The organism is Tychonema sp. LEGE 06208 (assembly GCF_015207505.1).
In the GTDB taxonomy this organism is placed as follows: Bacteria; Cyanobacteriota; Cyanobacteriia; order Cyanobacteriales; family Microcoleaceae; genus Microcoleus.
The window spans coordinates 1-23,810 of record NZ_JADEWT010000103.1; the positions used below are offsets into that span (position 1 = coordinate 1).

The following is a 23,810-nucleotide window of genomic DNA, read 5'->3' on the forward strand; positions in this document are numbered from 1 at the left end:
GCAAACTCCCAAAGTGTTAGCTGCTTCATTTGGTTTCACGTACTTTGCCATATTAGTATTATGGCTCACCATGTACGCATTGTCCAGTCTTGTCCAATAAATTAATGATTAGAGGCATACCGATCGCGATATCTCCACCTGCACCAGAACTAGAACTAGAATTAACAACTCCTGAGTATGCAAAAATGTTGCCTGTTTTGCCAGTGAGTGTGATGTTTCCACCATTGCCAGCAGTGGAACTGGAGTTAAGATTGGTAGCGTTAATATTGTTGGCACTTAGTGTAATTGACCCACCATTTCCGGTACTGGATGTGGTATCAATGGCCCCTGCACTCGTATCAATATCGCCATTAGTGCTGGTAAGGGCGATCGCCCGTCCGGCATTTCTCATACTACCAACGGTAATATTGCCTGTAGTTTCAATTGAAAAGTCGATCGGATTCTTAACATCGAAAGAATTGATTGTTGTCAGGGAACGCAAACCTGTAGTCTCCCCAATTGGCCCGTTGACATTAATAACGCCTGTTCCCGCACTCAAAACTAGGTTGCCATCGCCGTCAACCGTTCCCCCAAAATTAATGTCACCTGCATTCGTTAACCCAGTATCGAGGGTGACATTAGAACCCGTAGCCAGGGAGACTTTGCCGCCAAAGGTAATATTCTGTTCGTTGGTGACAATATTTGAATTATTTAAGAAGTTAGTGGTTGCAGCATTAAAAGTAATTGAAGCGTTGTTTTTACCTGTAATGTTTCCATTGACTGCAATTGTGGAATCTTGAATTGTGACGGGGTAATTAAAAGTAACGCCAGCGGGGTCAAGGGCGATCGCCCCCGTCCCATCCGTCCGCCCAATCGCCATTTGGGAAAACCCTTTTAACGTGTCGAGTTCCGCCTGAATCAGATTCAAAGGAGGAACGTCAGGGTTATTCTGAGTGCCGCCTATCAGAACACCTAAACTCGGTGTCAGCGGCTGTAAAGTAATAGTACCCTTGCCATTGACTTGAGTCGTCCCTAACAGTTGAATTTCATCACCCGTCAAAGTGACATTGCCACCTAAAGCCGCATCAATCACACCGGCGGTCAGGTTAATTGGAATGGAATTGTTGTTAGCCTTTCCCGTGAAGCTAATATTGCCCGTTCCCGTAGCTTGCACCGTTGGTAGGCCCGTGGCGAAGTTAATGCCGTCGTTGTTAGTTGATGTCCCAACACCGGTACCAATTAAAGCAATATCTCCATTCTGCGATTTTACCGTGCCTGAGTTGACGTATATCCCGGAATTACTGGCTGTCCCTGCACTGCCCGTCCCTGTCAACGTCACCTTTCCCAAGCCTGCGGTGTTGACTGTAGGAGCACCACTATCTAAATATATACCCTCGTTGGTAAACCCAGCCCCACCACCAGTACCAGTCAGACTGACATTTCCCGATAGCGAACTCACTTTGCCCGCCCCAAGTGATATCCCTCGATTGCCATCATTCCCATTGCCGCCAACACCGCTCAGAGTAACATTCCCAGTGCCTGTGGACTCCACCACCCCTGAACTCGAAATGCCCGTGTTGTCGTCCGCGCTCCCCTTACCTGTTCCAGTCAGCGCGATATCTCCATTCTGCGATCGCACTGTACTGGGATTATCAATAGTTATCCCTTCATTGCTGCCCGTCCCATTTCCCCCCGTCCCGGTGATGGTGACAGTCCCGTTGCCGGGCGTTGACTCGACTGTAGAGTTGATGATTCTAACGCCAGTGTTTTGGGTTAAAGTTCCAGCACCAGTACCAGTCAGACTGATATTTCCCCCAGCCCGCACTGTGCTGCTGTCAATAGATATCCCTGGATTATTAAATGTCCCGTTTCCGCCAGTACCGTTGAAAGTAATACTCCCTGTCCCGATCGATTCCACTGTACTGGTAATAATGTTAATCCCCTTGTTGTCGCTTCCAGTTCCATTACCGCCAGTAGCATTGAGAGTAATACTTCCAGTCCCAGCCGTCGTGATTTTGCTGGTAGAAACAGAAATGCCGAGATTGTTGCTGACTCCAGCGACTCCTTGACCTCTAATAGAAATATTTCCAGTCCCGGCATTGAGGGTGGAACCGGTGAGATCAACTCCGCTGGGATTTGCCGCTGTCCCTACTGCTGGGGAATTTGACGGGTTGGTGCCGCCTCCTAAAATGATGTTGCCACCGTTCGAGTTGATGATAGCATTGGTAATGGCGATCGCCCCTGCACCGCTGCCATCTAAATCTGCATTCAGGGTGATACTGCCGCCGTTAGCGGTAATATTTTTGTTAACAAATATGCTGTTATTAGCATTCAGAGTCAGGGAATTACTATTAGTCCAAGATACCGGAGCGCTGACTGTAATATCGCCTTGATTCGGAGAAGCCGACGCAGTGGAAATAGTCACATTTCCCAAACCTAGCTGTGTTTGCAGCGTCCCATTATTAATTGTAGAAGTACCCGCCGAGGGCGTAAATGCTCCCCCTGCTAAAGTGCCGCCTGCATCCGCACCTGCGCTAATAGTTATATCAGTAGGATCTAAAAGTAAGGTACCAGCAATCCCAAAGGTCGATCGCAAATCAACTAATCCTTGAAAATCCAGCGATTGCTTTCCCGACACTTCCACAAAGCCGCCATTCCCAGAAAGCAAGCCACCTCTCGCCGTAATATTGCCATTAAAGCGAGTAGTTTCATCAGCCCAAACAATCACTCGCCCGCCATTCCCATTACTAATAGCATCAGCATTAATCGTCGAGTCGCTGCTGACAAAAGTCCGCGCAGCATTGGGTACTGTCCCCAAACCCTGATAATCTCCGCCAATCAGTACATTGCCGCCACCGTTAATCCCAGAAGCATCGATATTGCCTGCAATAACACCTACTCGATCGCCTAAAATATTTACAGTACCGCCAGTGTTGCCAGAGACATTGAGACTGCCGGATGCGATCGCAGTTCCTGCAGTTACAGGCACTGCAACATTCCCAGTCAACACAACTTCGCCATTAGGATTTACCGTCAAACCCGTTGCCTGTGCCACACCTTTGCCAGTCAGCAACTCCGGCAAAGATAACACCGGTTGCGTCCAATTGTTCGGCAGCGAACTTTGAGTTGCTGTCGGCTGAATATCCAAGCTCAATAAATTTCCAGCTTGACTAATTCGCACCAAATTGTTACCGGGTATGGCGCTGATGAGAATATTGCCCCCCGCTGCCGTTAGCTGACCTGTATTAACAACCGTACCAGCGATCAAACTTAAACTTTGACCGGGTGCTACCGTCAAATTGCCTGCATTAACAATGCTTCCCCCTGGGAAATTTGTCAACGCAAAACTATTTGGCATCCCAATTAAAGTTGCCCAATTGTTATTGCCGATCGCACTAAACCACTGATTGTTCCCAAAACCAATTCCTGTCGCCGTAGTAGCATTAAAAGATCCCGGCACGTTGAGGCTGGCATTTAGCCCGAAAATCATGCCGGCAGGATTCATCAAAAATAAATTGGAATTGCCGCCCGTAACTTGAATTAAGCCATCGATTAAAGAAGGATTTCCCCCAGTAATCCGCCCCAGAATATTTTGAATATTGGGATTAGTCAGAAAGTTAGCCGTTTGACCTTCCCTGAGGCCAAACTGAGTAAAACTGTGAAAAAGATTAGCCTTATTTCCGCTGAAAGACCCTCCGGAAATGTCGTAGTGGTTGCCGTTGGGAGTAACAACTGTGTTAGTGCCGTCCGGTGCCGGGGTGATGGGTTGCGCGTTTGCCGAACCCATAGCCCCGGCACTCAGCCAGCCAACAATGAATAACCATCCGAGCAAATGTAGTTTGTTGGTTGTCATTGTGCTTAAATATTTTGTTTAAAGTGCGATCGTATTTATCAATAGTCCAGACACTTTTCAATCACCAACGGTAGAAGGCGGGTGAGAGCTTCCTCACTCTGTGAAATTTTAACGGTAGAATGTAGCTTTAGGTCGCTGCCCCAAAAATTGTGCGGACTATCGATCGATATCTCCTATTTTTACTACTAAAAACTATTCATGTCAATAGAATGGCAAGATTTTTTATTATCTAATAATTGGAATAGGGAAAAATGTATGTATTTAATTACTAGGATTTACGTAGGTAAGTCGGTGGGGAAAAACACAACTGTGTTAAAAAAGATAAATGAGGCTAAAACCCCAATCCCTCCTGTATTCTGTCTCCTGACTCCTGCCTCATCCCAACTACAAATATTTACGCCTTTCTACTTAGAAACTTTTTTTTATAGCACTCAGAAACCTGCCATAAAACTGGGTTTATTATTTCCACTTTCACTACTTCTCTGACACCCCACAAAAACGGATAACGGATACCGTGTGACGTACTTCTGTCTTGGAAAGCTCAAAATTTTAGACTCAAGTTCAAACTCCTAGATTCATCTGCCCTTGTAAGTCTCAAACTTGTACGCTCGCGTCTTGTGAGCGCGCGAAGTCGAAGCAAGTCGATGTAAGTCGAAGCATCTCAAATCGAAAAATGGAAAATCGACTCACGCCATTACCTTGAAAAACCGGGTTGATGCGTTCGGGACTGCTGGTAAAAATACGAAGCGGAATCCGATAATCAGGAGTAAAAAATCACTCAGTATATTAGTCAAAAATACGCAAGTATCGATCGCCTGTAGCCACCACTTGCTGAAAGCAGCAAAAAACACGCTCAAATCCCTACTCGCAGTCGCCTCCGCACTCTTCTGCACACCTTATAACAGCTTCCATCCCGCTTCGAGCGCTGGTCGAACAGCCGAGCTTCGATCGTAAACTTTATATTTTTTTGATTGACTTTACCAAAACTTTATAAAGCTGCTATCAAAAATATTCTGTATTTTTGATAGAACCTAATATTTGCAAGTATTACAGTTAGTTTGAGACTCTTGCGGATCAAAATAAATGTAGTAGGTTGGAAATGGAGATGCGATTAAAATCTTGCTGTTACAAATTCAAGTGTGGCACATGGAGTGTCAGTGAAAACTCTTAGAATTACAAACACTGATTTAATATCAGGACACACCTAAGTGATATCAGTCTGTAGAGTCACTGCTGTAAAGTTTCTTTTGCAGCTATGGCCATAGTCCTAAATATCGCATAAGGGGCGATCGTCTCTTCCCATCACGGGAAAAGTGCGTTTCCCGCCTTACTACCTAACAACATTGGAGGAATCAGGGTTATGACTACCTTAACGCTAGTCAAAAAAACATCTTTTACCATCGCCAGCTTGGCAACCACAATCTTGCTAAGCATCTGCGCGCCCGTCCAAGCTTTCATGTTTGGCACAAAGGGCATCCAATTCGATGAAGATACAAGCATAAACTTTACCTTCAACGAATCACACGGCAGTTACCAGTCCAGCTTGTGGGTAGCCCAAGCTCAGTCAGGAAACACAGGATACACCAACATCGCCAAACTGTTTTACGAGCTTCAACCCTCAGATAACGGCGCAGCCGATGAATCGAAGGGAAGCTTCGGCAACGCTGTCACATCGGACAACGGCTCCATCACCCAAACCTTCAAATTTTTGGGAAATCAAACTTATGCCCTGCTGCTGTGGAGTGACAGCGGCACGGGCAAACCATTCGAGCAGTATGTCTCCTCAAGCACCTTCATGAACAGCCCCGACTGGTTTGCCGCCAACACCCAGTTTCGGAGAGATGACTGTGTGCTCACGGGCTGTCAGCAAGCGGTATTTGGGGACTTTAAGCTCGACTACAACTCCAGCGACTCATTTATCAACGTCAACGGCGGTAAAGGCCCAGAGCAATATTCATTGCTGACATTGGCCCAACTGGCTCAGGGCGCAAAAATCTCCTTCGACGATGCTGGAGGAGGAAACGACGCTGACTTCCAAGACTTCATCATTTCAGCCGAGGTAGCTCCCGAACCAGTCACGATGTTCGGCACTATACTGGGGCTCGGGGCTTTGGCTGCGGCTCGCGGGAAAAAAAAGCGACAGCAGCAACCAGAAAAATGACTTTTAACCAGCCCAGACAAATCTAAATAGTGAGTCTGTTCAGTGGTACTGTGAGAAATAGCATTTCTAAATGTTAAGACTTTTTCCACAACGGGAAAAATAGCATCCTAACAAAGGCACTATTCATGGTATCCACCGCAACAAAAACGAACGTAGGCTACATCACCCAAATCATCGGGCCAGTTGTAGACGTCAAATTCCCAGGCGGCAAACTGCCCCAAATCTATAACGCTCTCACGATTTCCGGCAAAAACGAAGCAGGTCAAGACGTTGCCGTTACCTGCGAAGTTCAGCAACTGCTCGGAGACAGCCAAGTGCGCGCAGTTTCCATGAGTACCACCGACGGCTTGGTGCGCGGCATGGAAGTAGTAGATACCGGGGAATCGATCCAAGTTCCCGTCGGACTCCCAACTCTCGGCCGCATTTTTAACGTCATCGGTGAACCGGTAGACAACCTCGGCCCGGTCAATACTTCCGAAAGTATGCCCATTCACCGCCAGCCGCCGGCTTTCACCGAACTGGAAACCAAGCCTTCGGTGTTTGAAACCGGGATCAAGGTGATCGACCTCCTGGCTCCCTACCGCCGCGGCGGCAAAATCGGTTTGTTCGGCGGCGCAGGCGTCGGCAAAACCGTGATTATGATGGAACTCGTGAACAACATCGCCAAAGCTCACGGTGGCGTGTCCGTGTTCGGCGGTGTGGGCGAACGCACCCGCGAAGGTAATGACCTCTACAAGGAAATGATCGAGTCGGGGGTTATTGACGAAGAAGACCGCACCAAGTCAAAAATTGCTTTGGTTTACGGTCAAATGAACGAGCCACCTGGTGCTCGGATGCGCGTGGGCCTGTCAGCTCTGGCGATGGCCGAATACTTCCGCGATGTCAGCAAGCAGGACGTTCTCCTATTTATTGACAATATCTTCCGGTTCGTGCAAGCGGGCTCTGAGGTATCGGCTCTGTTGGGTCGGATGCCTTCGGCTGTGGGATATCAGCCGACTCTCGGTACAGACATGGGCGACTTGCAAGAACGGATTACTTCGACTACTGAAGGTTCGATTACTTCGGTTCAAGCTGTGTACGTACCTGCGGATGACTTGACTGACCCCGCTCCGGCTACGACTTTTGCTCACTTGGACGCTACAACTGTGTTGTCTCGCGGTTTGGCTGCTAAGGGTATTTATCCGGCTGTTGACCCGCTGGATTCTACCTCTACAATGTTGCAAGTTAGCGTAGTCGGCGAAGAACACTACGGTGTGGCGCGTCAGGTGCAGTCTACTCTGCAGCGCTACAAGGAATTGCAAGATATTATTGCGATTTTGGGTTTGGACGAGCTGTCGGAAGATGACCGCTTGACTGTTTCTCGCGCTCGCAAAATTGAACGCTTCTTGTCTCAACCGTTCTTTGTGGCGGAAGTGTTCACTGGTTCCCCCGGTAAGTACGTCAAGCTGGCTGATACCATTAAGGGCTTCCAAATGATTTTGGGTGGTGAACTTGATGAGCTGCCGGAACAAGCTTTCTATTTGGTTGGCGATATCAATGAGGCGATCGCCAAAGCTGAAAAAATGAAAGCTGAGGCTAAGTAATTTTAGTCATCAGTCAGTAGTCATTAGTCAGTTGTCATTAGTCAAGTAGTCAGTAGTCAGTAGTTATTTGTTATTTGTTATTGGTTATTGGTAACAACTGACAACTGGCAACTGGCAACTGACAACTGGCAACTGACAACTGACAACTGACAACTGCCAACTGCCAACTGACAACTGATACTTTATGACATTAACTGTGCGCGTAGTGGCCCCAGACAAAACTGTTTGGGATTCTAATGCTGAAGAAGTAATTTTGCCGAGTACCACAGGCCAATTGGGTATTTTGAGCGGTCACGCTCCGATGTTGACTGCTTTGGATACCGGAGTGATGCGCGTCCGTCCCGGTAAGGAATGGGTGTCTATTGCTCTGATGGGCGGCTTTGCAGAAATCCAAGAAAACCAGGTTACTATTCTGGTCAACGGCGCTGAAAAAGGCGAAACGATCGACAAAGAAGATGCTCGCAAGGCTTACACCGAAGCAGAAGCTCGTTTGGAAAAGTCGGCTAGCGGCAATTTGCAAGAGCAAATTCAAGCTAAGCAAGCAATCAAACGCGCGCGAGCTCGTTTCCAAGCTGCCGGCGGTACGCTCTAGCGCGCGGGTAGGAACACGGCTTTTGTAGTAGGGACACAACAATGTTGTGTCCCTGCTGTTTTTCTAAGTTTTTTCCCTGCAGCCTGAGCTAAACTCCAGCCTCTAACAATAGCGATTGCATTGTTTCCCAAGATAACCCTTGCTGAAGATAGCGGGGGTTATTTGGATTGTACGGACTCTCCACGCGATCGACACTCACAATTTTTGCTTCCTCCGGTAAAACAGGAACCTCTGGATCGAAAGCAGTCGATCGCACCAGGGAGCTAGAAAAGCCTTTAAAAATAGCAATTTCGTCAAATTCGCCGTCAATTTCGGCCTGGACGATTAAAACTTCATCAGGTCTTTTTACCGTGTACTGTTCCAAGCGGCGATCCCTAGAGTCAGCCATAGCACCTATCACTTTACACAAATTAGCTATAATATAGCTTAATTTTGCGGCTAATTTCAGGGACACACCGCCAAAATTTTATTTTTAACTCGACATTTTTTAACAGCATGAAGTAAGCGGACACAATATAAATAGGATTAAAAAAATCGAGATTTTTTTAATCCTGCCAAACTACTTATAAGATAGTTCATGACCCACACAAAGAATAAATTTCAACTATCATATTTCAGTAAAAAAAATCTTAACAGGTGCTTCCCTTGGGGATATTCACTGCTATTTATGCTAGTTGTTTGCGTGACTTTAAGTGTGGTAAGTTGCAAGTCAGAAGTCATAAATAACTCTACAGCAAAAACCCAAAATGCACCTTCAAACTTAACAAGAGTTGTCAGAATCGGCCATCAGCGTTTCGGAGCGCTGTTTTATCTCAAAGCTAAAGGCTCTTTGGAAACCCGTTTAGCAGAAATTGGGTGGTCTGTAGAATGGACGGAATTTGCCGCAGGGCCACCAATTTTAGCAGCAATAGGAAAAGGAAACATCGATCTCGGTTATGCAGGAGTGGCACCGCCAATTTTTGCTCAATCAGACGGCGTACCTTTTGTTTATATTGCTAATGATTCAGCTTTACCGGGAAGCATTGGTATCGTAGTTCCTCAAGATTCTCCTATTCGGACTTTGGCGGATCTCAAAGGTAAGAAAATAGCAGCAACTAAGAAAACGGCCGGTCACTATTTGTTAATTCGGGCCTTAACTCAAGGTGGCTTGCAGTTAAAAGATGCCGAATTGGTCGATTTGCCGCCGGCAAAAGCTCGGGAAGCATTTGTGAGAGGCGAGGTTGATGCTTGGGCGATTTGGCAGCCGTTTCTCGCTCAGTTACAGGAAACTATGCCTGTTAATTTCTTGACTGACAGCGACGGGCTGATGAATGACAGAAACTTCTATTTGGCAAGTCGCTCTTTTGCTAGCGACTTTCCCGATATTGTTAAAATAGTCATGGGAGAAACGCGAAAAATGGCTGTTTGGATAACTAGGAATCCCGAACGAGCAGCGAGATTTATCAGCGCTCGAAGGGGAATGAAAAGAACAACAGCTAGAATATTAACTAAAAGTCGGAGCTACGATTTGCTGCCAATTCAAGATAGCGCTGTTGAGGAACAGCAGCGGATTTCTGAGATTTTCTTTCGCTTGGGACTACTTCCCGATCGCATTTGGATTGAAGATGTTATCTGGAAACAAAGATTAGATCTATAAAACCAGAAGTTAGGCAAAGGTATCGATAAATCAAAGGCGGCGATTTATCAAGTATGAAAAATGAAATTAGGTGTATCCTATAGAGTGAGTTCAAACTGTTAACTGGCAAAATCAAATGTCCTCAATTGCCAATCAACTGCGTTACGGTTTTGTCTCGATTGTTGTAGCTAGCGTATTGATGGCGGGAAGTACCTTAGCTTACCTCAGCTTTCGGGAACAGATAAAACAGACAAAACAACTTCAGTTCGAGCGATCGCAAGCTGCTGCTGTCCAAATTAGCGCTTATCTGGATAACTTGCAGCGCCAACTCAATTATTTGTCAGAATTGCGCGGTTTAACAGAATTTAATGCTGAAACTCAGCGCAGTATTCTCGAAGGATTGGTGAACAGCAACAGCGCCTACGAAGTGGCGGGGATTTTCAACAGTCAAGGTCAAGTCGTACAGGCAATTTCGCCTTACGAACCATTTTCTATTTCTAGCTTGAGTTTGGCAGGTATTTCGGCAGATTCACCGATATTTTGGCGGACATTTAGGCAAGCTCAAAACTATGTTAGTCCAGTAGATGTCGATCTCAAAACAGCAGTAAATGTTGTTAATTTAGCAGTGCCGATTCGCGATAGTAAAAATAGAATTGCTGGAGTATTGTTTGCCAGAGTTAGTCTAAATTTTTTAATTCAAATTGTTGCCAGATCGCAAGTAGGAAAAACGGGATATAGCTATGTTTTAGATAACAGATCGGTGGTGATTTCGGAAACGGGAAGCAAGATTAATCCGTATTTACTGGAAGATTTGAGCGGGCGATCGTTTGTGGGAAAGTTATTCAAATTAGCTTTGGCTTCGGGGATGCAATCTCCGATAGTTTATCGAGGCTGGCGCGGGGAAGAAGTCATGGGTACGGGGGCGATCGTCCGCCAGGTGCAGTGGATGGTGGTGGTAGAGCTACCTACAGCCGAAGCTTATGCTCCCCTGCGATCGCTCGTAGGTGTCATGGGTGCAGTTACAATCGCCAGCGCCCTCGCCGCTGCGGGCTTGGGACTTGCTTTTGCTCGATCGATCGCAAATCCCTTGAAAGCCCTCACATCCGCAGCTACTAAAATGACTAGCGGAATGTTGGAAACTCGGGTAGATATTGTGGCATCTAACGAACTAGGAAAATTAGCTGATGCTTTCAACAGCATGGCCAGTCAATTGCAAGTATCTTTTACAAAACTAGAGGATCAAAATGCCCAATTGCAGCGACTAGATCAACTAAAAGACGAATTTTTAGCCAACACTTCTCACGAACTCCGCACTCCACTTAACGGCATTATCGGTTTAACAGAATCTTTAATCGACGGCGCTACAGGACAATTGCCAGAACCGACTATTTCCAATCTAGAAATTATTGCATCTAGCGGCAGAAGACTGTCCAATCTAATCAACGACATTCTTGATTTCTCGAAGCTGAGACACAAAAACATTGAACTGCAAATCAAGCCCGTCGGCATCCGAGAAATTGTCGATATCGTAATGACTCTTTCTCAACCGCTAATTGGCACAAAAAACTTGCAGTTGATTAATTCAGTTAGTCCCGACATTCCCCTAGTGGATGCCGATGAAAATCGGCTGCAACAAATTCTGTATAACTTAATCGGAAATGCGATTAAATTTACCGACACTGGTACTGTAGAAATTTCGGCAAATGCCATATCTTTGAATTTGCCGGATTTTTTTGAGCGAGAAAGTTCTGTTACCAGCCAGCTTCAATCTTTAATTGTCAGATCAAAACTGCAAATTACTGTATCCGATAGCGGGATTGGCATTGCTGAAGATAAATTAGAACGCATTTTTGAACTTTTTGAACAAGCAGACGGTTCCACTGCTAGAGAATACGGAGGTAGCGGTTTAGGTTTGGCAATTACCAAGCAGTTAGTCGAGCTGCACGGCGGCGAAATTAACGTATCTTCAGAACTCGGTATTGGTTCGCAGTTTACTTTTAGTTTGCCAGTTTCTCAAAATCAGTATATCGATAACCAGCAGTTGCCAGATACGGTGCAGCAGTGTTTGGTTTCTACAACTAACGAGCGGAATTTAATAACAAATGAAGCTGCAGAAATAAGTTTTAATAATAACAGTTGCATTGAGGGTCGATTCCGGCAAGAAAACACTCTGGTTAAAATCTTAATTGTAGATGACGAACCTGTGAATATTCAGGTATTGGTTAACAATTTACTTCGGGAAAACTATGCCATCGCCGAAGCTAGCAGCGGTAAAGAAGCTTTAGCTCTTGTAGACACAGGCTACAAGCCAGATTTAATCTTGCTAGATATCATGATGCCGCGGATGACTGGTTACGAAGTTTGCGAGAAAATACGGGAGAAATTCACGGCGATCGAAGTGCCAATCGTGATGCTAACAGCCAAAAATCAAGTATCTGATTTAGTGCAAGGTTTTAATGCAGGAGCCAATGATTTTTTAACTAAACCCTTTGTAAAAAATGAATTGTTAGCCAGAATTAAAACCCATATCCGTCTGGCCAAAATCAATGCAGCTTACGGTAGATTTGTTCCCCACGACTTTCTGCGTTTTTTGGGACACGAAAGTATTGTTGATGTCGAACTAGGCGATCAAATTCAGAAGGAAATGACTGTTTTATTTTCTGATATTCGCTCTTTTACGACTATCTCCGAAGCGATGACTCCCCAAGAAAATTTTAATTTTATCAACAGCTACCTCAGCCGAGTGAGTCCGGTTATTCGCGCTCACCAAGGTTTTATTGATAAATATATCGGCGATGCGATTATGGCGCTATTTCCTGAGTCTGCAGATGATGCTGTTCGGGCGGCGGTGGAAATGCAGAAACAAGTGATTATTTATAACCAGCACCGACAACTAAGCAATTACGCACCGATCGCGATCGGCATCGGTTTGCACGCGGGTACTTTAATGCTGGGTACGATTGGCGAGCAAGAACGGATGGAAAGTACGGTGATTGCTGATGCGGTGAATCTCGCTTCTCGTTTGGAAGGATTGACTAAGGTTTACGGCTCGGGAATTCTAGTTACTGAGTCAATTTTAGAGCGTTTGGGCGATCGAGAACAATATCTGTACCGATTTGTCGATCGCGTCACAGTCAAAGGTAAAAAATCAGTGGTGTCGGTGTTTGAAATTTATGATGCAGAAACACAACAAAGCATGGAACTAAAACAGGAAACTGCGGCAGCCTTTGAAAAAGGTTTGGAGCTTTATTTTGAGCAAAATTTTACTAAAGCGCAAAAAATATTCAAGAAAATTTGCGAAATAAATCCTCAAGATAAGTTAGCAGCAATCTACTGCCAGCGTTCTCTAAAAAATCGGATGTATGGTGTGCCAGAAGGATGGTCGGGGATAGAAGTTTTGGATGAAAAGTAGTAAAACTATCATGAAGCTGAGGGCAGAAATTTTTATATTTTTATCTGGTTTTTTGTACCGGGTCTCGGTCATAATACATTCAGGTCAAAGTATTCGGATATAAAATTGGGAATTTTCCTGGAAGATAGGCTGTTAGCGCTGCTTTTGACTTCAAACTCGAATCTCCTGCTGAAAGCTATGTGAGAAATCAACCGGGTTAATCTGAAAAGTCACAGGTTTGACAACTATTCAGGAATACACCAAGAATCTGTCGTTCGTTGCGTAACTTTTATTCAAGGATAGAATGCTTTACAATACTTAATAGCGAAGCAGATTCCCTCCGATTATTAACTGTGTCTTTCAAGCTAAATTAATATTATGCCAACTCTTTATATCAAGCGCTTAGTTGCCAAAATTTCAGGAAAATCGACCCTACAAACGGTGCTGATAGTTCCGTTTGTCTTGCAAGTATTTGCAGCGGTGGGAATTGTCGGATATTTATCATTTAAGAACTCTCAAAGAGCAGTAAACGACCTTGCCGATCAGTTGATGGGGGAGGTGAGCAATCGCATTGAGCAAAATTTGGTAACTTATTTACAAACTCCCCACCAAATCAATCAAAGCAAGCTGGATGCGGTGAAACTGGGTTTTGTTAATATGCAAGATTTGTTAGCTTGGGAAAAGTATCTGTGGCGGCAAGTACAGTTGTATCCTTATATTAATTTTACGTCGATCGCCAATCGAGATGGAGAATACCGCACTGGCGAAAAGACATCGGATGGAACTTTATTGATTAACGCATCCGGGCCCTCTACAAATTTTGATTTTTATTCCTACAATACTAATGATTCGGGCGATCGCACGACAGTAGCAGCCAACGTCAAAAACTTCGACATCCGACAGCATCCTTCCTACACCTATGCGGCTCTAACAGCAAAACCAACTTGGAGTTCAGTTTATATATCCTTCCTAGAACCCACATTGATCCTTAGCGCTTTGCAACCTGTTTACAACAGCCAGAAACAGCTAGAAGGAGTATTAATTGCTGCTTTGCGTCTCGACAGTATCGGTCAATTTTTAAACAGCCTCAAAATAGGTAAATCCGGTCAAACTTTTATTATCGAAAGAAACGGCACGCTGCTGGCAACTTCCACGCCGGAACAACCTTTCCGCACCCAAAACGGTAAAAAAGAACTGTTTAAAGTCACAGAAAGCAGCGATCCAGTCACACAAAATACAGCTAAATATTTAGAAACACACTTTCAAAACTTGCGCCAAATCACCAAATCGCAGCAACTAAGTTTTGAAATAAACGGCAAGCCACAATTTTTAAAAGTCCTGCCATTCCAAGACGGCAAAAGTTTAGATTGGCTGATTGTCGTCGTAGTTCCCGAAGCCGACTTTATGGAACAAATTCATGCCGGAAACAGAACTACAATATTGCTATGTCTGGCCGCATTAGTGATGGCTACTATGATAGGACTTATCACTTCTCGGTGGATTAGCCAACCTATTTTAAAATTAAAAGATGCAGCAATAGCGTTGTCTGAAGGACAATTTGATAAAACAGTCAAACTAGATCGCTCCGACGAGTTAGGCATACTTGCCGCTGCTTTTAACAGCATGGCAGCACAACTACAAGCATCTTTTACGGCGTTAGAAACTAAAAATAGCGAATTGCAGCGGCTGGACAAACTGAAAGACGAATTCTTAGCAAATACTTCCCACGAACTCCGCACTCCACTCAACGGCATTATTGGGATTGCAGAATCTTTAATAGACGGTGCTACCGGAAAACTCCCAGACTCAACAAATTTTAACTTAGGTTTGATTGCAGCTTCGGGAAAAAGATTGTCTACCTTAATTAACGATATTTTAGATTTTTCTCAGCTAAAACACAAAACCATAGAACTGCAAATTAAATCCGTTGGTGTGAGAGAAATAGTCTCTGTAATTATTACCTTATCTCAGCCCTTAGCAAATCAAAAAAACTTACAGTTGATTAATTCAATCGATCCCAAATTGCCGCCCATAGCAGCCGACGAAAATCGGTTAGAGCAAATCCTTTACAACTTAATCGGCAATGCGATTAAATTTACCGAAAATGGCACAGTTGAAATTTCAGCAGAATTAGTAACTTGCAACGAACAATCACCGCTTAATTCCCAATTAGCCATTACTGTATCCGACACCGGCATTGGCATCCCCGAAGATAAATTAGAGCGAATTTTTGAATCCTTTGAACAAGCTGATGGTTCCACTGCTAGAGAATATGGCGGCACTGGTTTAGGGTTAGCTGTGGCCAAGCAATTAGTGGAATTGCACGGAGGTAAAATTTGTGTATCTTCCACTGTAGGCATCGGTTCCCAATTTATCTTTACTTTGCCCGTATCTGAGAGTCAGCCGGAATTTAGCAGCAAACAGCCGCCTTTAATCCAGGAATCTCGCAGTTTAACAACTCCTGAATTAGCCCAGCAATCATCTATCATAAATTCTGGCTTGTCAGCCAATAGCAACTTCCCAGAAAATCAAAGAATAAAAATTTTGGTAGTCGATGATGAACCCATTAATATTCAGGTTATAACTAATAATCTTTCTTTAGAAAACTACGCCATCACTCAAGCTAGCAACGGCTTAGAAGCTTTAAATCTGATTAAATCAGGATTTAAGCCAGACTTAATTTTACTGGACGTAATGATGCCGCAGATGACGGGTTATGAAGTCTGCAGGGAAGTTCGCAAAAAATACTCGCCTTTAGAAATGCCGATTCTGATGCTGACCGCAAAAAATCAAACTGCCGACTTGGTAGAAGCTTTTAATTTAGAAGCCAATGATTATGTAACTAAACCTTTTATCAAAAAGGAGTTGTTGGCGAGAATTAATACGCAAATTCGTTTGGCAAAGCTGAATGCAGCTTACGGCCGGTTTGTGCCACAAGATTTTCTGAGTTTGCTGGAAAAACCGAGTATTATTGAAGTAAAATTAGGCGACAATCAGGAAAGAGATATGACAGTGCTGTTTGCTGATATTCGCTCGTTTACGTCGCTTTCAGAAATGATGACACCGCCAGAAAACTTTGCATTTATTAATAGTTATTTAGGAAAGGTTAGCCCTGCAATCAGGCAAAATAATGGGTTTATTGACAAATATATTGGAGATGCAGTCATGGCTTTATTTTCTATATCTCCTGACGATGGTATACGAGCAGCAATTGATATGCAAAAAGAAGTGAATATTTTTAACCAGGAGCGCGAAAAAAAGGGCTTGTTTCCGATCGCGATCGGCATTGGTTTGCACGCGGGAAATTTGATGCTGGGGACAATTGGCGAGCGAGAACGGATGGAAAGTACGGTGATTGCTGATGCGGTGAATCTCGCGTCTCGTTTGGAAGGATTGACTAAAATTTACGGCGCAAGAATTCTAGTTAGCGGTGCAATTATCGATCGCCTAGAGGAGCCTGAAAAATATAAGTACCGATTTGTCGATCGCGTAACGGTGAAAGGAAAAACCAATGCTGTGTCAGTGTTTGAAATTTATGATACAGAAACAGAGAAAAGCATTGTACTCAAGCAGCAAACTGCGGATTTTTTTCAAGAAGCTCTCAATTTTTACTACCAGCAAAAATTTGTTGCTGCCCAAAAAATATTTGAGAATATTTTGCAAATCAATCCTGACGATCGGGTAGCAATGCTGTATTTTAAACGCTCTCGCAAATATCGAATGTATGGAGCGCCGGATGGGTGGTCTGGGGTGGAAATTTCGAGGGAAAAATAGGGTGTTTTTTGAAGTCATTAGTCATTAGTCATTAGTCATTAGTCATTAGTCATTATTCATTATTCATTATTCATTAGTGCTGTCCCCGCCGAGCTTTCCGTCCAATGTCATCAGGAAGAAGGAAGAAGGCTATAAGGGCTTCGCTCAGGGTGAAGAGAAGGAAGAGGGTAGAGGACAGACTTGATTCAACATTCCTCGATGCAGAACCTAATTATGTGAATTTCCAGGACATAATTGTGCAGCACGGATTATTAGCATGAGCTACAATGCTTTTTATCAGGGAAATTGTCGCATTTGGTTTGGTGATTTCGATCGCATTACCGATCCAGCGTCGCTAATTTCGACTCAATTCGCGATCGGCAATTAGCTGGAACTATTATTAATTACGCTCAAAAGCAAGAATCAGCCGATTTGTGCAGTTTCTCTGAGAACCCAGGCGATTTACTATGTTATTGAAAAGTATTAGCAGATCGATCGCAAAATTTTACAGCAGCGTGCCCCTCCGTTTAGCGCTGACAGTGCCATTTGTCCTGCAAACTGTCGGCGCAGTCAGCCTAGTAGGATATTTGTCTTTCATCAACGGACAAAAAGCCGTTCAAGAATTGGTTAATAGCTTGCAGGCAGAAATTAGCGATCGCATCCAAGAGCACCTCACAAATTACTTAGAAAAACCTCACACCATCACCCGACTCAATGCAGGTGCAGCGCAACTCGGCAAGCTGCATCCAGCAGATTTGCAAGCAACACAGCACTACTTTTGGCACGAGATGCAAATATTATCCTCGGTGCGAGAAATTTATTTAGGCAGCAAGCAAGGTGAATATATCGGAGTTCGTAGAGAAGCATCAGGACAATTAATTGCGAAAATGACAGAAAACTTTCCTAGGCGTTCTTTCTATACTTTAGATAACCGAGGCAATCCCACTACTTTATTGAGTTACGAACCAAACTACGACCCGCGAAATCGTCCTTGGTACATCAGTGCAACCGCAGCAAATAAATTAGTTTGGACAGACATTTATACGTTTTTTCATGGAGATTTGGGAATCACAGCGGCTCAGCCTTGCTATGACGAGCGAGGTGAGTTTGTTGGAGTAATGGCAGTTGACATGATTTTGAGCCAGATTGGGAACTTTTTGGCAAACATGAAAATTAGCCGATCGGGTCAAACTTTCATTATGGAGCGATCGGGCGCTTTAGTGGGAAGTTCGACAAGCGAAAAACCCTACACCCTCGACCCTGACGGCAAAGCTCGACGATTGCTAGCAATTGATAGCAAAAATACGTTAACTAACGCCACAGCTAAACACATCATTAGTAATTTCAATTTAAGCCAAGTTGAGCCGCCTCAAAAACTAGAATTTCAACTCGAAAATCAGCGGCATTTTGTGCAGATATTGCCGTACAAAGACCCCAGCGGCATTGATTGGTTAGTAGTGATAGTGATTCCAGAAAACGATTTTATGGAAAAAATCAATGCTAGCACTGCTACCACTATTTTACTCTGCATGGCAGCGCTAATAGTAGCAACAATTATTGGTATTTTTACGGCTAGATCGATCGCGCGCCCAATTCTCGGTTTAAACGCAGCAGCCAAAAATATCGCCCGAGGAGAATGGGATCGGAAACTAGAGTTCGATCGCGCCGACGAAGTAGGCCAACTCGCCAAATCCTTCACCAGCATGGTATCTCAATTGCAAACATCCTTCACCGCCCTCGAAAATAAAAATCAAGAATTGCAACAATTCGACAAACTAAAAGACGAATTTTTAGCCAACACCTCCCACGAATTCCGAACTCCCCTCAACGGAATGATTGGTATTGCCGAATCAATGATTGACGGCGCAGCCGGAACTTTATCAGAAATTCAGCAGCACAACCTCTCAATGATTGTTAGCAGCGGCAGGCGGCTCAACGAACTTGTTGACAATATTCTCGACTTTGCTCAACTCAAAAATCACAAACTAGAATTGCAGTTTCGCAGTGTAGGAATTAAGTCAATTGTCGAAGTTGTACTAACTGTAAGCAAATTTTTAATCGGTACTAAAAACTTGCAGTTAATTAACCATATTCCTGCGGATTTGCCGTTGGCTTGGGCTGACGAAAATCGCTTGCAACAAATCCTTTACAACTTAATTGGCAATGCGATCAAATTCACCGATAGCGGCACTGTAGAAATATCAGCAGAAATTGTAGCCACCGACGGCAAAAAATTCCTCCCAGTGCCCGCGTCAAATCGCCCGCCGCCAGGCCAGAATTTTCATATAGCTGTCACCGTTTCCGATAGTGGAATTGGCATTCCGGGCGATCGGCTCGATCGCATTTTTGAGCCATTTGAACAAGGCGACGGTTCCACAGTCAGGCAATACGGAGGAACAGGTTTAGGTTTAACAATATCCAAACAATTTGTCGAACTCCACGGGGGTAAAATCTACGCAGCATCGAAAGTCGGCATCGGTTCCCGCTTCACCTTTACCCTGCCTGTTTCTACCGAAAGAATTTATCCTAACCAAGCAGCAACCAACCAGCAAGCCGCCACCAAAACCAACGATTTTAAATTACCAAATAAGATATATAAAAGTTATTTTTCCTGCGATTTAAATTTTCATCAAACGGCTTTAAATTCCCCAGCCCAAACCGCTGCGCTGTTAGAATTCAAACAATTTAAAATTATGATAGTTGACGACGATCCGATCAACCTGCAAGTTTTAAACAATCATCTTTCTCTGGAAAATTACAGCGTTATTCAGGCAGCAGACGGCGAACAAGCTTTATCGCTCATCGAAGGCGGACAGCATTTTGACTTGATCGTTCTCGACATCATGATGCCCAGAATGTCTGGTTATGAAGTCTGCGCCAAACTCAGGGAAAAATATCCCTCCCACGAGTTGCCAGTAGTGATGTTAACGGCGAAAAATCAAGTGTCAGATTTAATCATAGGATTTCAATTCGGTGCTAACGACTATCTAACCAAACCTTTCTCGAAAGACGAACTTTTAACCAGAATTAAGTCTCACATCAACTTATCGCAAACTAACAGCGCCTACGGGCGATTTTTCCCCGATGCTTTCTTAGAATTTTTGAAAAAAGAAAGTATTGTGGATATCGAATTAGGCAATTATGTCAGCAAAGAAATGGCAGTCATGTTTAGTGATATTCGCTCTTTTACCTCGCTTTCTGAAACTATGACACCACAGCAAAACTTTGACTTTGTTAATGCTTACTTGCGAGAAGTCAGTCCAAAAATTAGAGAGAATCACGGCTTTATTGTCAAGTATTTAGGAGATGGAATGATGGCAGTTTTTCCAAACGGTGCTGACGATGCACTCAAAGGTGGAATTGCTAAACTGCAACAAGTTCACAAATATAATGTCTATCGGCTTCGCAGCGGATATCAACCGATTCAAGTAGGTGTAGGAGTGCATTTCGGTCAGATGATGGTGGGGATAGTCGGAGAAGCACAGAGAATGCAGGGAGATGCTTTTTCCGATCATGTCAATTTAGCCTCTCGTTTGGAAAGTCTCACTAAATTATATGGAGTATCGTTAATAATTTCTGATAAAGTTTTGGAAAATTTAACCGATCCCGAACAGTATCAAATCCGTTTTTTAGATAGAGTAATTGTCAAAGGCAAAAAAGATGCAATTTCTATCTATGAAGTCCTCGACGGAGAAACCGAGTTAGTCAGGGAAATCAAGTTACAAACTCAGCCGGATTTTGAACGGGGTTTAGAACATTATCGCCGTCACGAATTTAAGGCTGGTCAAATTTGTTTCGATCGAGTTTTAGCTGTTAATTCCGAAGACAAAACGGCTATCCTGTATTTAGAGCGACTCAACCATTTGATAAAAAATGGCGTTCCTGAAAATTGGTCTGGGGTTTGGACCTTAACTCAGAAATGATTTGGTAGTGTCGGTAGATAGTAGATTTGCGACTTTCAAACAACTGGAGAATTGAGTCTACGACAATTTTTATAACTATCGGGTTAAAATCGGTAATAAACTCATCTGCTTCGAGATTTTGCTTAAACAATTCCTTAGCTCGATCGCACTGATAGCGCATTTCGTCAAAGCCGATAATTTTTACTACAAACGTCGCCAGCGGGGAGTGTTCTAAATCGCTATTAGAATTGCTTTTAGCCCTACCATTTTCTAATAAATTTAATACTTCCGATTCTAAACTATTTTTAGGGTTATAAGGTTTCTCTATTTCTGGAAAAAAGCTTTCCAGGCGCACGCCTCCGACAGTTCTATCTGGAAGTTCTCCCATCATCATCGCCAGAGAAACGTCGATTCCCAAACTCGAAGAAAGAGCTTCTAGCAGGGCGATAGCAGCTAGTTTACAGCCCAAATAAAGCTTGGCAATTTCCAGATTGTATCTAGCAGTAGTTTCCCAGCGCTGATAGGTGCGATCGTCGGGACATCCCTCAAACTGCCGAAAAATCACCTCTGGCTGGAGATAACTCAGAAAACCCTCCATTTTCAGGATAGCAATTCGATAGTCGCGAACCGTGTAAAAACCGCAGCAGGTGAGGTTGTGATTGGTTTCCGGCAGTAAATTCCAGGTATTTGCCAAAAAATGGGCTGAACTCTGGTGAGAAAAACTGATTACATCCCGGTTAGAAATGCGTACAGCTTTTTTTATAGTTTCCCGCATTTCCTCGTCAGTCAAACTGAGGTTGAACAGGCTATTTATTGCTTGCAAGCGGTCGTAAAGACGCTGGCTGACTGTTACTCTTCCCTCGGCGGGGCGAAACGGAATTGTGGCTTCAATGCAGGCTGCAATTTGAAGCAATTGCTCGCGTTTGAGAAATGGTTCTAGAGCTTTTGCTGCTACCAAAGCGCTGAGAAATTCGTTTTGTCCTGAGAAGGGGTTGAGCACTTCTCCGGGTACAAAACCGAATACCTGCATTACCATCTCGAAGGTAGCATCTGCCGACAGTTCAGATTGCTCTCGAATTTGTAGCTGTTTGTTGACTTCTTTTGTTACCGGAGTGATGTAGTAGCTGACGTTAAAGTTAATACTGCGATCGACTTGTACGTAGACGATATCGTGAAATAAAGCGGCCAAAATCTCGATCGCGTCTTCTTTTCCCCCTACCTCAAAAATATGTTCGGGAGTGTGAAAAAAACGCCACGATCCTGTCATCGGCTGAACTATCAGTTCGGCAATCCGAGCGAGTTCAGTTGGTTCTACTTCTGCGTTTAGGCGGTCGATCGCCCAAATCAGCTTTTCTAAGCACTGTAAATATGCTTCTTTGCTATCCATCACAGTCTTTTCCAATAACATTGATGTCAGTCGATTTGAGATTTGAGATAATTCGACTTCGCCCTACAAGTTTGAGATTTACTTGCAACCGGAGCAGGAACTCTTCGTCTAAAATTTTTAGATATCCACAACAGGAGTACGTGGCACGGTATCAAATTTTGAGCGGTATCACGTCAGCCACCCTCTTGTTAGTTGAATTTTTCGTATATGCGGTTTTTTCGAGTAGGAACTTTTGACTTTTTTGTTGAAGATTTTAGCTGAAATGGAGGAGACCAATATTTGCTTTAAATCTACTTAATTTCCAGTAGCTGACCTCCCCTGTTTACCAATTTTAATTAATACAAAGTATGACAGGTAAATTACATAAATTGCTAAACCTGTCATGCCCAACAATCCCAAAAATTGAGGTGTGAGATTAGGGTGAAACATCTGCTTGTACAGCCAAGGCGGGTCTAACCAAATACGGCAAAAAGGTTCGTCAATTACTTGAATTTGAGATTTAAAGGCACAGTTTAAGAAGGGAATTTGAGCTAGAGCGCCCAAACCGCTGAAAACAGTAATCGCCCACCGCCAAGCTGTAAAGGCGAGCTTCAAAGGTGATTGAGGCCGATCGGCAATTTCGTCGTTTAAATCCTGCCAGAACCACAGACAAGCAGGAATCAAGGCTCTCGCTATCACTGACGAGACAAAGCTCACAGGCAGAGCAGCCATCATCAGGTAAAGTGTAATTGCCAACAAACTGGCTACCCGCCAATAAATCACCAACAAACGGGCGATCGCATCAGCTTTGTCAAAAACAGCCCAAATCAGCACTACGAGCGGGATCGAAATTGTTAATAGCACAGACAAGCGGTAATCCATCCACACAAGTGGTTGAAACCAAGGCCCTGTGGCTGCCAATAAAAGACTTAACATCTTTGGGAAAATATACTCACTTATTTGTGACAAATTCTACTATACAAATGCTCAAAAGTCAGGGATAAGATAAGACGGCGGTTGAAACGAGGTTTACAAAAACTTTCGTTGGTGGCTCGACAGCTTCGCCGAACGTCCTCGGCATATCCCAAAATATAACGTAATTTTAACTATCCAGCCGGGAAGTCCCTCGGTATATTCATTCGGGATGAATCTTCGCGCAGCGCGAAGTACCCCGAATGAATTACGCCCGCGTGATGAAAGGCTCGTGAGTTGACAATTGCACCGCCCACGAGATACAAAGCGCAGCCAGCAGTAGACGGGCGGTGCATGAGGAAACGAACAAATTCCCTGTATTTTCCTTGCCTATCAGCTATGCTGTTACCAGCAACCTTAGTTACCGATAATGTATCAAGCTTACAAGTTCCGGGAGCATCTCACTTTTGCAGCCAAGCTAGAAATTGGAGGTAGGAGGCAGGAGACAGGAGACAGGAGGAAAGAGGAAGAAAGAAGGAGTCAAAAGAAGTCTTTTTACAAATATGAGATGCTCCCCAAGTTCCGATTATATCCAACAACCGAACAGCAGCAATATTTTGCTGGTGCATTTGGCTGTTCGAGATGGTTCTGGAATTACAGCCTAAATCTTTGTCAGGAAACATACAAGGCTACCGGTAAAGGG

The 23,810-nt window shown here is 44.0% G+C and carries 12 protein-coding genes; 8 read left to right on the top strand and 4 right to left on the bottom strand.

Annotated elements, in window-relative coordinates; all coding sequences use genetic code 11:
- Positions 1–58: 58 nt before the first annotated feature.
- Entirely contained in the window at positions 59–3,832 is a 3,774-nt protein-coding gene (locus IQ263_RS22170; protein ID WP_228050266.1) for a beta strand repeat-containing protein, read from the bottom strand.
- Positions 3,833–5,192: 1,360 nt separating this feature from the next.
- Here IQ263_RS22170 and IQ263_RS22175 point away from each other — a divergent pair.
- From IQ263_RS22175 to atpC, 3 genes are all read left to right on the top strand, one after another.
- A complete protein-coding gene (locus IQ263_RS22175; protein ID WP_194070329.1) occupies positions 5,193–5,993 on the top strand; it encodes a PEP-CTERM sorting domain-containing protein in 801 nt (266 codons plus the stop codon).
- Positions 5,994–6,118: 125 nt separating this feature from the next.
- Positions 6,119–7,576: a F0F1 ATP synthase subunit beta gene (gene atpD, locus IQ263_RS22180; RefSeq protein WP_194070330.1), complete on the top strand. Its 1,458-nt coding sequence runs from the start codon at positions 6,119–6,121 to the stop codon at positions 7,574–7,576.
- A gap of 184 nt (positions 7,577–7,760) precedes the next feature.
- A complete protein-coding gene (gene atpC / locus IQ263_RS22185; RefSeq protein WP_194070332.1) occupies positions 7,761–8,168 on the top strand; it encodes an ATP synthase F1 subunit epsilon in 408 nt (135 codons plus the stop codon).
- An 88-nt stretch (positions 8,169–8,256) separates the two neighbouring features.
- On the opposite strand, the gene IQ263_RS22190 is transcribed toward atpC, so the two are convergent.
- Positions 8,257–8,556, bottom strand: a complete 300-nt coding sequence (locus IQ263_RS22190) for a DUF7734 family protein (protein ID WP_194070334.1) — start codon at positions 8,554–8,556, stop codon at positions 8,257–8,259.
- A gap of 279 nt (positions 8,557–8,835) precedes the next feature.
- On the opposite strand from IQ263_RS22190, the gene IQ263_RS22195 reads away from it, so the two are divergent.
- From IQ263_RS22195 to IQ263_RS22210, 4 genes are all read left to right on the top strand, one after another.
- Entirely contained in the window at positions 8,836–9,804 is a 969-nt protein-coding gene (locus tag IQ263_RS22195) for an aliphatic sulfonate ABC transporter substrate-binding protein (protein WP_228050267.1), read from the top strand.
- A 115-nt stretch (positions 9,805–9,919) separates the two neighbouring features.
- Positions 9,920–13,195: a response regulator gene (locus IQ263_RS22200; protein WP_194070338.1), complete on the top strand. Its 3,276-nt coding sequence runs from the start codon at positions 9,920–9,922 to the stop codon at positions 13,193–13,195.
- 357 nt (positions 13,196–13,552) lie between these two features.
- Positions 13,553–16,948: an ATP-binding protein gene (locus IQ263_RS22205; RefSeq protein WP_194070340.1), complete on the top strand. Its 3,396-nt coding sequence runs from the start codon at positions 13,553–13,555 to the stop codon at positions 16,946–16,948.
- Positions 16,949–17,394: 446 nt separating this feature from the next.
- The gene (locus IQ263_RS22210; protein WP_194070342.1) at positions 17,395–20,850 is read left to right on the top strand and encodes a response regulator; all 3,456 of its coding nucleotides are present in this window, start codon (positions 17,395–17,397) and stop codon (positions 20,848–20,850) included.
- Here the strand turns inward: IQ263_RS22210 and IQ263_RS22215 are convergent.
- Complete coding sequence (locus IQ263_RS22215) at positions 20,783–22,216, bottom strand: hypothetical protein (RefSeq protein WP_228050268.1); 1,434 nt, start codon at positions 22,214–22,216, stop codon at positions 20,783–20,785. The two genes, IQ263_RS22210 and IQ263_RS22215, sit on opposite strands and share 68 nt — an antisense overlap.
- Positions 22,217–22,510: 294 nt before the next feature.
- The gene (locus IQ263_RS22220) at positions 22,511–23,131 is read right to left on the bottom strand and encodes a DUF3177 family protein (protein ID WP_194011828.1); all 621 of its coding nucleotides are present in this window, start codon (positions 23,129–23,131) and stop codon (positions 22,511–22,513) included.
- Between the two features lie 406 nt (positions 23,132–23,537).
- Between IQ263_RS22220 and IQ263_RS28830 the strand changes: the two genes are divergently transcribed.
- On the top strand, positions 23,538–23,810 hold a 273-nt coding region (locus IQ263_RS28830; RefSeq protein WP_228050269.1), incomplete at its 3' end, for a helix-turn-helix domain-containing protein.